Origin of the sequence: Chitinophaga sp. RAB17 (assembly GCF_052114225.1) — a bacterium.
GTDB lineage: Bacteria > Bacteroidota > Bacteroidia > Chitinophagales > Chitinophagaceae > Chitinophaga.
In genome coordinates this window covers 568066-579440 of the sequence record NZ_JBFREI010000003.1, presented here as the reverse complement: position 1 = coordinate 579440, position 11375 = coordinate 568066, and the positions used below count along the sequence as shown (strand labels likewise).

Here is an 11375-nt window from a genome sequence, read left to right as displayed (position 1 = left end):
TACCGGGGAAATAAATTTAGGGAATTATGAGGAAAAACAAACATGAAATTTTAGAAATGCTTTTCGGAAAAATCGTAGAGAAAGAAAGATAGTATTTCATTATTTGTTGACTAATAGAATTCTAATAGGCGGGAGGTATTTCTGTAATATTGAATAAAAGGTAGTAAAATGGAAAGGCTTAGTAAGGTATTCATCCGCCCCGGCCTTTAACATTTCCTCCTTTTCAGTTTCAAATGCATCTCCTGAAATAATAATAACCGGAATATGGCTAAATGCTGTGGTAGACTTTAATTTAGATAGAAATTGTTTGCCATTCATAAACGGCATGTTTGCATCACAAATAATCAGGGCGGGGTTTTCACTATTTAGAAAATCGAAAGCAGCCTCACCGCTGTCTACTACTATAGGTTCGGCTCCAGCCATTTGAGTGGTTACTTTGATGATATGCTGTTGTATCGGATCGTCATCTATGCATAAAATTCTATATCCTTTCAGAGATCCTTTTTTAAATGGTCTATCACTTGCTGCTAAGTCTTTCTCGCAACCGGCTATGAGTGGTATAGATAATTTGAAGATGGTGTTTCCATCAATACATTCTACTGTAATATCTCCGCCCAGCAGTTGAACAATATGCTTGGTAATTGGTAAGCCAAGACCTGTACTCATTAAAGTATCGTTACTGGAAGCAAAAGGCTCAAATATGGTTTTCATGCCTTCAGCGCTGATGCTGCCCGAGTTTTTAGTTTGAAAGAATATAGTTTCTTGGGTTCCGAATATTTTTATCTCAACGTTACTTTGTTCGGGGGCATATTTCACAAGGTTTGAAGAGAGGTTATTTATCACTTTATACAATGCTATTTTATCTGTGATAATATAAGGCGGCAGTTGTTTATCGTAGTCTAAGTTAATTTTTATACCTCTGGTGCTCGCTACATATCGTTGCATGACCATACAGGTTTCTATTGCTTTTTGTAAATCTATTGTTTCTGCTTTTATATCATCAAATTTTCCGGCCTCAATTTTTGACATATCCAGGATGTTGTCTACTATTTTAGTGGCTATAAATGCTGACTCAAACAAGTATTCAATCTCCTTTTTAAGTTCGGGATCAGTTATTGTATTTCTTTTGGAGTGCAGTAGTTGGGCGATCCCAAATATGGATGAAAGAGGGGTTCTTAATTCATGAGAAGTTTCACGGACGTAGACGGATTTAGATTCGTTGGCTTTGCGTAAATCTGTAATTAGTCGTCTGGATTTTTCAGCTACCCATTGTTTAGCAAAATACCAGAAAGTCACAATAGACAATAAGCTACCAGTGAAGACAACTACCCATCTAACAATTATTGCTTTTTGGTATTCAATATCAAGTGGTTTAAACCAAAAATAATAATAGTTGAGTTCCAGAAAGATTAACATCAGTAGCACCAACGTAACTGGAAAGTACATGAGTTTTTTACCCCACAGTAAGCATACCGATGCGCCCACCAGGAAAACAACAAGAAGATGTATTTCAGATAAGGGGCCTAAGATAACGCCATAATATACCAGGGCTGAATTTAGAACAATGAAGAAAATTGAAATATTAAGATCCAAGCCAATCATTTTTGTAAATGATGGCATCATAAGAAAAAATGTTCCGATTGACAACTCAATATAAAGCATAGGGGTATAGTCCAATACTTTATATACATAAAGACCTAACGTTAGCGATAAAGCAGAAATCAGATAACATATTTTCTTAAAGGCAATTTCAATTTGAGAGATTCCAAATACGTTCATGGATCTTTATTTGGGCTATATGAGGCAAAGAAATATTTACAGTACCATGTGTAGGTTCCATGGTACTGTGAATATAAGAAAATTATAGTAAAATAAATTGAGATAATGCGTTAATCAGATGTTATTCATATCTCTTTGACATTAATTTATACCAGTTAAGTTGTCCCTCTAGTAGGATCATCGTATTTTGCCAATAAATTTTTACGATACCGGCATAATCTCCGAATTCCTTAAAGTATTTTTTGAATTTCAGCAGCTCCAGATACTCTATTTGTCTCATTTCTAATGTAATGATCAAGGCTTCGTCAAGGCTTATTTTATGCTCAGCTTGTAGAACGAGGACAATATTCATAGCCTCTCCTTCCTTCATTTCCTTTTTATAGGAGAATAAATCATTATCATAGATCATTAAGCGGGATGCCAGTAATCGTAACTTTTGGATTTTTGGATTTTCGAATAGACCTCTGGGAAAAATAGTTCCTGCGAGTTCCAGCAAGTCCATCACCATAAAACCTCCTATCAGTCTATCTCTGATTTTAAAGTAGTCTGCACTCGATGGATATTTTAAGTTCTTTTTATAGCTATAAGTATCCATTAGCAATCCCTGGAAATAATATACATGTGAAGCTACAAATCTTCTCATCCATTCACTATTCGCAACAATCCCCAGTTCCTGCCTTATTACTGCAAGTTGACTGAAAAGGTCATTCTCATATTTTTCATCTTCTTCTGTACCTCGCAGTATTTTTAAGGCAGTTTTGCAGATAGCCTTAAGATCATGTTTCTCATATGGACCGTAATAGTCGTCCCAGCAGAAGGCCCAGAGCATCCACCTGGTAATTGGTACCAGGACTTTTATTTCGGCGCGTGGGATAACCGCGGCAGTCAGTACTCCGTAATTAGCGCCTTTAGCTTTTCGCTTGAATTCTAAGGGTAGACAATCATAATCGTCCACCCAATTTCTGGTTATCTGTTCCATAACCTCTCCGTGTTTACTAGATAAGTTGTGAATGGGGTAAGAAATGTCAATTAAAGCCTCTTTCGAAGGCGAAGCAACATGTTTCATACATAATTGATTTAGATTATTTAGTATATTTTATATGTAAATGAGCTTGCGATTGACTAACAGGTAGGTGTTACAGGTCTGGATTGGCTTATTTAATGGTTACTGGAACTGAAAAATGATGTCGCAATAAATTATGATTGATAGAAAAACTTATCCTTATCGTTGTCCAACAGTTTATCTACATGAGTTTCTAAAACCTCTTTGGCATCTATTAAACTAAATTAAATTATCAGTGTGAGACTTATTAACAAAATAACTAAAATGGGCAAATTTCTGATGGCAAATTAGGGTAAGTACATATAGTAGGAGAGGTAGATGGGGCTCAGATTCGGCGTTTACTTCCTAAAATAAAAAAACAGCAGCCAATTGGCTGCTGTTTTTTTATTTTAGGAAGTATTTTTTGGATACAGATCAATCGAATATGATTACTTCTTCATCCCACCGTTTTTAAACAACGAGTAAGCCGTTTGATAATTCGCGATGCTGTTTTTCAGCAGACTACTATCCATGGGCGCGGCATGTTGTTCATTGCGTGCCTGGTTCCAGCTAAAGCAGGCTGCTTTTTGCTGGGGACTGAGGATGAGTAATTTTCCCGGTTCCAGGTAGCCTAGTTTCTGGTAAGTGCTGATCATAGCACGTGGCTGGTAGCCCGGTTCCAGTACATTTTTTCCGTAGAGTTTGCTGTTGTAACTCCAGTGCAATAAACTCAGCAGGGTAGGGTAGATATCTATCTGTGAGCACATGGCATTGATTTCCTGTGGTGTAGCCCCTGGTACATTGTACAGGATGCAGGGGATATGATATTTGCTGATTTCAATTTCATTTTTACCGGCGCTGCTGGCACAATGATCTGCTACGAAGATGACCACCGTATTTTTAAACCAGGGTTTAGTGCTGATATTTTTCAGGAACTGTCCGATGGCGTAGTCGGTATATTTTACGGCACCTTCCCGGCTTGCACCCGAAGGAATATCTATTTTACCGGAAGGGTAGGTGAAGGGGCGGTGATTGGAGGTCGTCATGATGAAGTCGTAGAAAGGCTTTCCTGCGGCGTACTTCTCATCAGCACTTCTGATGGCGGCATTGTAAATATCTTCATCACAGATGCCCCAGGCATTTGAGAATTGAACGGCGCTATCTGGTATGTTGGTTCGGGTAGTGGTGATCTGATCTTCTACTAACTTCCGGCGATGACGGTCGGTGATATCGTATCCGTTGTTGCCGAAAAATTTATTCATGTTGTCGAAGTAACCATCCCCACCATAAAAGAAAGTGCTTTCGTAACCGGCTTGTTCAAATATTTGTCCTACAGAAAACAGGCCTTCATTGTTTTTGCGGCGTACAATACTTTGTCCGGGTGTAGGTGGAACGGCCAGGGTAAGGGCTTCCATCCCTCTTACCGTGCGGGTGCCGGTAGCATACATATTGGTAAACAGGATGCTTTGTTTTGCAATGCTGTCCAATATCGGCGTGATATGCTGGGTGTTGCCGAAGCGGTCCATGAAGTCGGCACTGAAGCTTTCGATGGTGACCATCATTACATTCGGCATTACACGTGTAGCGGTATCCGTTATGCTTCTGTAAACACTTTTACCATTTTCCAGGTAACGACTGTCCGGTGACTGCAGGAGGGAGCGCATGCGATCGAACACCTTGTTGTCATCTTCCAGCAAATAATATTTATCATAAGCCAGCTCATTATTCTGGTAGGCAGAAATAAAGGAATAGACGCCTGCTTTGGATAACTCCTGCGCATAGCGGTTCTTACTTTTTTCCGCCCAGGTATTGCTGATGAAATAAACGTGCAGCAGGAGTAATCCCAGTAAGGTGGCAAATGTGAGTAATCTTTTTCCCCAGGATGTATTAGACTGGAAGCTGTTGCGGAAAGTACCCCGGCGACTAAGGCCCCAGGTGAGCAGGAACGTGAACAGCAGTACACCTCCAATCAGCAATGGCAATGGGTATGATTCATTGATATTACCGATCACCTCATATGTATATATGAGATAGTCTACCGCTATAAAGTCAAAGCGGCCGGCATATTCTCCCCAGAAAGTAAATTCAGCAAAGAAGGAAAATACCAGGATCATGGTGGCCAGGAAAAAACCGATATAGGTAAATACCCGGTTAAATAACGTGCTATTCAGTCGCTGTGGCAGTATTAAGAGGTAAAAGGCGTAAGCAATGGTAAAGAACAGCGCCACTCCTGCATCGTAGACAAGTCCTTTGCCGTAAATAGCGGGTATATCAGAGATATGGAGGCCGGATTGTGGATAAATCCAGATAAGCAGAGCAGTTCTAACCAGGAATGACAGGATAAGGAGTAAGGTACCAAAGCCAAATAAAACGGCGTACCTATTTTTAGCAGATCTCATTTTGCACAGAAAATTAGGATCGCAAAGGTACGCCGTTCTCAATATTATCTATAAATTAAATTTTACGGACATGTTGATGGTACGTCCATCTATGGGACCCCAGAGGGATGCGAAGTTGGGATGACTCACCGGGCCGGTAAACAATGGCATATTTTTGCCCTGTCTGGCGTCGAAAATATTTTCTCCGTTCAGTACCAGCGTGATATGTTCGCCAAACTGCCGGGAAATCATGGCGGCCCAGAACCAGTAGTTGGGCGTTTTCTGATTGGCTTCATCATACTGGTGGCCTATCCAGCTGTTTTCTATCCCAAAGCGCCATTTCCCTTCTATTTCATACGCCAGGGTGCTGGCAAATTTGTCCTGTGGTGCAAAGGGAATATTGGTAGATCCGGTGTTGTTGTACCTGGAAACCGTATGGTTGTAGCCCAGGTACAGTTCCAGGTGATCCAGTTCAAAACGCAGGTAGGTGTCGGTACCCAAACTGTTTACCTGGTAAGGCATGTTCTGGAGCAGGAGCATGTTATTGTCGTTCTTACTTGCTACTGGCAGGATTGGATCTTTGATATGGGTATAATACAGCGCCTGGTTGATAGTAACATCTACCTTGCCGAGAGAAGTATGGTAGTTGCCGTCAAAATTAATGCCCTGGCTTCTTTCCGATTTAATACCTGCACTGAGCGGCAACAGGTTACGATAGCCGATGGTTTGCGTTTGTGCCGTAAATACGGCTGGTGATTTATAGCCGGTACCTGCGCTGAGGCGGAGAGAAAGCCCTTCCACCGGCTTGTATACAAAGGCGAGGCGGGGCAGTACATACCATCCGAATACGTTGTGGTAATCGGCGCGTATTCCGGCTTCCGCCAGGAACTGGTCGGTAAAGTGATAACCATCCTGTACAAAGGCGCCCATGGTATTGTAGGTGTAGTTGCCCAGCAGCGTGCTGTCGCCTTTTGCGCGGCGGTAAATTTCACCGGTATTATTCAACCCCGCCACCCAATCGTGTCGCCCGCTTTTTTTATTGTAGGAAGCTTCTGCATAAGTACTGGTTTGGTTACCCAGCAACGCAAAGGTGCCCTGATCATTTTGCAGATGGAAGAAACTTCCTACGCCTTTGATTGCCAGGGTGCCTCCGAGGAGGCTTTTGCGGGTAAATTGCAGGTCTACGCTATGACGTTCGCTATTGTTGACTTCCGTATACTGATGAATATTATCTGCCTGATGTTCCAGCACCTGCATATCGCCGCCTTCGCGCTTTTCGATGGTACCCGTATAACCTGCTATCAGGGTACTCAGCGGATTGATGTACCAGAAGAAGCGCGGATGTAGCAGGTATTGCCGCAACCGGGGAACATCGCTGAAACCATCTTTATTTACATCTACCGGATTTTGTGTAGTGACACCGGCAAACAATGTCAGCCCGGTTTTACCGTAGCGTTCTGAGTAGAAGGCATTTACATTCGTTTCTTTCAGCGTGCTGCGATTGGCCAGTATGGTTAATTCAGGTGTACTGCCGGGTGTTTTGGCTATGAAGTTGATAATGCCGGCAATGGCCCCACCGCCATACAGCGTGGATACGGAGCCCTTAATGATCTCTATTTGTTTGAGGTCCAGCGGAGGAATGGCGAGTACACCAAAGTTCCCGCTCAGGCCTTCGTACACAGGTACGCCATCGCGGAGCAGCTGTGTGTATTTGCCATCCAGTCCCTGCATACGGATGGCGTTATTACCACTGACTGCAGAGGTATTTTGAATATGTATCACGGATAAGTCACCCAATATACTAGCTACATTACCGGGTTTAATCCCGCTTTCTTCCATCATATCCTCTTTGCCCAGCACTTCTACTTTCATGGGGAGGTCTGCAATGCGGCTGTTATTGCGGGTAGAAGAAATAATGACTTCATTCAGGTCGGAAATTTTGCTGATCGTGTCCTTAGCAGATGGCTTGGTAGTATCACTAACGGAAACGGGTACACGGTTTTGAGCAGCCAGTTGAAAGCCCGTATTCAGTAAAATTATAGCCAGTAAAATGCGTTTCATATAACAACGTGTATGGTTTGTTGCACAAAGAAAGCAATAGAATCTGGAGCAAATCTGAATGTTTCACACGGTTACCGTAAAAGTATGCTGGCCGTTTTCATAGCCATATGTCAAATGCAGGTGATAGGTATCTGCCATTTTTTTTACGATAGCAAGCCCCAGTCCGTTAGAGTTCGTATAGCCGTTGTTGTGTTTTTTAAAGCGCTGAAACAGCATTTCTGCGGGGATTTCCGGTAGCTGACTGCTGTTGGTAATGCTGAAGGCGGTAGGTGTTAAATGAATGTCAATGTTGCCTTTTGAATAGTTGTATTTGATGGCATTACCTAACAGGTTGCTCACCAGTATATCCGTGAGTGCAGGGTGCAGTGGCCATGGGGCGCTGTCTGTCATTTCCTGATGGATGTGGAGTTCTTTCTCCCTGATTAATTCTTCAAAAAGCAGCAGGTATTTTTTTATGACGGTACAGAGGTCGGGTTGTTCAGTAACGGGGTATTGCTGATTTTCTATTTTCGCCAGCAGTAGCAGGTTGTGATTGAGTCTGGACAAGCGTTGCAGCTCATCATAGCTGATCAGAATTCCTTTTAGTTGTGATTCAGAAAGGGTATCGTCCTGTAATAATAATTCCAGTTTGCTTTGTGCGATGGCTAAGGGTGTTTGCATTTCGTGGGCGGCATCTTCCGTCAGTTCTTTGATGCTGGTATAGTCCTGGTGAATGCGGGTGGTCATGTTGCCGAGAGCTGTATTCAGCTGGTTAAATTCATGGATGGCGGTGCGGTCAAATACGGTGTTTTCCAGCTTATTCAGTTGCAGGCGTTGTATCTGATCGAGGGAGCGGTAAAATGGCTTCCACACGCTTTTGCTGATCAGCCAATTGGAAATCAGTACAAACAGCAGCAGACCGGTGAAAGCGGAGAGCATTACATAGGCTACATTTTTGATCAGGTCATCTTTTTCAATAAGTGATTTACGCAGGGTGAATTGATAGTTTTTGTTATGCAAACTGATCACTTGTGTGAGTTGCCGGAAAGGGGCATAAGTATTTTCCGGCTCCTGGTAGATGCTGACGCCGTTTAGTTTATGTTTTTTTTGCGCGGCTTTTTCGGTAGGCTGTAAATTGAATTCCGGTGTGCTGATGCTGAATATGGGATTGTTCACGCTGGCGGTGTCCAGGTAGCGCATCCACTGTAGTTTATCGTTCACCAGTTCTTCATCTGTTTCATGTTTAATTTCTTTATTGAATTTGGTATACAGGAAGAAAGCACCTGCTGCAAAAACAGGTAACATGATAAGCAGAAAATAAACCGTTGTTTTAGTCAGCAGCTTCATGATAGCAGTGTGTGTATTTATATTTACCAGCGGATTAGCCGAAACGGTAACCGGTGCCATAAACTGTTTTGATATAATCTTCCCCGCCGGCTTCCAGCATCTTTTTGCGGAGATTTTTTATGTGTGTGTAAATGAAATCATAAGATCCTGCCTGATCATATTCATCTCCCCACAGATGTCCTGCCAGTGCTGACTTGGTGACTACCCGGTGTTGGTTGGCAATGAAGTATAGCAGTAATTGATATTCTTTACCCGTGAGGGTGATGGATTTATTGTGTACCAGTACTGTTTTGGATGCGGGTTTTATGACGATTTCATAAAAAGTGATGGTGGTGTTGCCATCAAAATTTTTACGGCGTAAAATAGCATTTACGCGGGCGTTGAGTTCTGATAGATGGAATGGCTTCGTCAGATAATCATCTGCACCGAGTTCCAGGCCACTGAGTTTATCTTCCAGTGAATCTTTTGCAGAGATGATGATAATACCTGCTCTGGATTCCAGCATTTTTAATTCTTTCACGATATCGAGGCCATTTCCAAGGGGAAGACCTATGTCTGCCACAATACAGTCGTAGTCAAATTCATTGACTTTATCTATTGCCTGTTTAAAATCTGCTGCCAGTTCACAGATATAGCCCTGATGTTCAAGATATTCCTGTATACTGTTTCTGAGCGCGGGTTCGTCTTCTATAATCAGCACTTTCATGGGCTAAAAATAGGGATAATTCCTAAAGGAATTCTGTAGTAGCGGGATTCAGGAATTTATGTCGATAAAATAGGCTGTGGTAAAGGGTTTTAGGAATCATTGTTAGGTATCCGTATTAAAGTCGGGTATTTGAGATGTTTTTACCCCAGAGAAAGCAAATGTTGTTATTTATTTAATGTAAACAAAGTATGTATATGAGTATACGAGGTAAAACGGCGCCTGCCATTGCTAAAAGGTTTTTCTTACGGAAATTAAAACTATGCATGCCCCAATATCGTAGATACAATACCGATATCAAATCACTCATGCAGGCATTATTATGAATTCGTATTTTAAAATGATTGCAGATAGGTTTATGCTAAAAAATTTGCCTGAAAAGGCAATGTCAGACGGGCGCATAGCGGATGATGATACGAGGGAATTGATTGCATTGATGGATAATATTCCCAATGCTAAATCAGTCGCCGCCATTTATCAGCAAATGATAAGATCTGGCAGACTGGATCAACGTTTCAGAACCGGCGATCCCGGTCGGGGATGGCTGGAAGTGGAACAGATGATCCTGAGCAGAGATCAAAGGCGGAAAGGAAACCGACGCAAAATTATCTGGATGCTGATTGTATTTTCACTTGTAGGTATTGCCTCTTATTTTGGTGGCGTATACCTGTTAGCCAAAGGTAAGTACCTGGCAGTGCAGGCGTTAAAATAAGCGTTGATTGTACCCTTATAACTGTATCTAACATGCACCGCGTAAAAAAGGCCGATTAAAATACTATTTTAATCAGCCCTTTTGCCTATCTATTCTACTTATCTGTTTATTTCCTTTCCGGCATTTTCACACTAACCGGTATTTCATTGCGCAGCATTTTAGCTGCTTCCCCGGTTAACCATAAATAATGATCTGATGGTTTACCATCTAAATTGATAAACGGCGTGGTGCTGCTCACCGGTGGCTGATCAGACGCCTTAAAGATGGCCGTAGCTTCATTTACTTCATCAAACATGGCTACATAAAGCATACTGGCACCGGCAGTGAGTGCAGTCGTAATTTGCTGCCAGTAAAAACGTCCACCTTGTCTTGGAATAGAACCAGATGGTTTTACATCATCAGGAAACTCATAGCGGCTCAGGTTATGCCAGCTGAATCCGGGATATACGCAAGGCACATATTCCAGCTTGTTGGCACGACACCAGGCCAGATCCTCTATCAGGTTATCACGGAAACGGTCCATATCATTGTGAAGCAGTGGAGAATAACGCTGTACGTTCCATGGCAGCACTATATCCGCCTGTTTAATGAGGGTATGCAGATAAGGATCCGGTAAGCAATCGGCATTGAGTGTACGCCATGCAGTGGGCACACCCAGCATCACAGCACAACCTCCATATACCGGATCATTTTTCAGAAAGTCGATCAATCTGTCCAACCCGATATTGCGGAGATTATATGGACGGTCCGGAAAACCGATACCCCATATCGCTACCACTGGTTTACCATTTTCCTGTAAATAAGTTTTAGCACCCGGCTGATTGGTCACTTTCAGTTGATCTACCAGGTATTTCCAATCTTCAATAATGGCGGAACAATCTTCCCCTGAGGCTTTTAAGCCGGAGAGGTCGTACATCACTGCAATAGCTCTTTTATATTTTGATGCGGCAGCAAATGCATTTTTCAGGATAATGCCGGAAGTGCTGTCGCGGTGTTTGGCATTATTAAAAAAGCGCTGCATGAAAACACCATCCACGTTGTATTGCTGCATCCATTTAAAATGAAGGTCTACGGTGCTTTTGTCATAGGAACTGAAAAAACGGGCGGGTTGTCCGTTGGCCAGTTTAAAAGGGGTGGCATATGTTTTTTCATATTCGCTTACATCGGGCCACATATCAATGCCGCTGCGGGTTTCATCGCCATAGGAATACCGTTGGGCGCCGGAGCCATCTCCGGAAGCACGAAACCAGCCCTGATAGCCAGCCATAATAAGTCCGTGGTAAGTAGGATACTGGGATTCCCTGCTGTGTTTCAACTGCGCCAGGGAAGGCATCGCCAGCAGGAGGAGTAAAGCTGTCAAAATACGCTTCATAT

The 11375-nt window shown here is 42.5% G+C and carries 8 protein-coding genes; 1 reads left to right on the top strand and 7 read right to left on the bottom strand.

Annotation, left to right across the window (positions count from 1 at the left end; genetic code table 11):
• Positions 1–99 precede the first annotated feature (99 nt).
• From AB4Z08_RS14085 to AB4Z08_RS14060, 6 genes are all read right to left on the bottom strand, one after another.
• The gene (locus AB4Z08_RS14085) at positions 100–1779 is read right to left on the bottom strand and encodes an ATP-binding response regulator (RefSeq protein ID WP_441574386.1); all 1680 of its coding nucleotides are present in this window, start codon (positions 1777–1779) and stop codon (positions 100–102) included.
• A 121-nt stretch (positions 1780–1900) separates the two neighbouring features.
• The gene (locus tag AB4Z08_RS14080; protein WP_441574385.1) at positions 1901–2845 is read right to left on the bottom strand and encodes a terpene synthase family protein; all 945 of its coding nucleotides are present in this window, start codon (positions 2843–2845) and stop codon (positions 1901–1903) included.
• 425 nt (positions 2846–3270) lie between these two features.
• Entirely contained in the window at positions 3271–5220 is a 1950-nt protein-coding gene (locus AB4Z08_RS14075) for an LTA synthase family protein (protein WP_441574384.1), read from the bottom strand.
• Between the two features lie 48 nt (positions 5221–5268).
• Positions 5269–7260, bottom strand: a complete 1992-nt coding sequence (locus AB4Z08_RS14070) for a TonB-dependent receptor plug domain-containing protein (protein ID WP_441574383.1) — start codon at positions 7258–7260, stop codon at positions 5269–5271.
• 63 nt (positions 7261–7323) lie between these two features.
• Positions 7324–8646 carry a sensor histidine kinase gene (locus AB4Z08_RS14065; RefSeq protein WP_441574382.1) on the bottom strand — a complete coding sequence of 441 codons (1323 nt, stop codon included), beginning with the start codon at positions 8644–8646 and terminating at the stop codon, positions 7324–7326.
• Entirely contained in the window at positions 8621–9292 is a 672-nt protein-coding gene (locus tag AB4Z08_RS14060; protein WP_441574381.1) for a response regulator transcription factor, read from the bottom strand. The genes AB4Z08_RS14065 and AB4Z08_RS14060 overlap by 26 nt, the downstream gene beginning before the upstream one ends.
• Positions 9293–9674: 382 nt before the next feature.
• On the opposite strand from AB4Z08_RS14060, the gene AB4Z08_RS14055 reads away from it, so the two are divergent.
• Positions 9675–10001, top strand: a complete 327-nt coding sequence (locus tag AB4Z08_RS14055) for a hypothetical protein (protein WP_441574380.1) — start codon at positions 9675–9677, stop codon at positions 9999–10001.
• A gap of 106 nt (positions 10002–10107) precedes the next feature.
• On the opposite strand, the gene AB4Z08_RS14050 is transcribed toward AB4Z08_RS14055, so the two are convergent.
• Positions 10108–11373: a glycoside hydrolase family 71/99-like protein gene (locus AB4Z08_RS14050; RefSeq protein ID WP_441574379.1), complete on the bottom strand. Its 1266-nt coding sequence runs from the start codon at positions 11371–11373 to the stop codon at positions 10108–10110.
• Positions 11374–11375 lie beyond the last annotated feature (2 nt).

Bases quoted from the DNA above. Each gene is read 5' to 3' on its own strand.
- AB4Z08_RS14085 (WP_441574386.1), bottom strand. From the start codon at position 1,779: ATGAACGTATTTGGAATCTCTCAAATTGAAATTGCCTTTAAGAAAATA.
- AB4Z08_RS14080 (WP_441574385.1), bottom strand. From the start codon at position 2,845: ATGAAACATGTTGCTTCGCCTTCGAAAGAGGCTTTAATTGACATTTCT.
- AB4Z08_RS14075 (WP_441574384.1), bottom strand. From the start codon at position 5,220: ATGAGATCTGCTAAAAATAGGTACGCCGTTTTATTTGGCTTTGGTACC.
- AB4Z08_RS14070 (WP_441574383.1), bottom strand. From the start codon at position 7,260: ATGAAACGCATTTTACTGGCTATAATTTTACTGAATACGGGCTTTCAA.
- AB4Z08_RS14065 (WP_441574382.1), bottom strand. From the start codon at position 8,646: ATGGCACCGGTTACCGTTTCGGCTAATCCGCTGGTAAATATAAATACA.
- AB4Z08_RS14060 (WP_441574381.1), bottom strand. From the start codon at position 9,292: ATGAAAGTGCTGATTATAGAAGACGAACCCGCGCTCAGAAACAGTATA.
- AB4Z08_RS14055 (WP_441574380.1), top strand. From the start codon at position 9,675: ATGTCAGACGGGCGCATAGCGGATGATGATACGAGGGAATTGATTGCA.
- AB4Z08_RS14050 (WP_441574379.1), bottom strand. From the start codon at position 11,373: ATGAAGCGTATTTTGACAGCTTTACTCCTCCTGCTGGCGATGCCTTCC.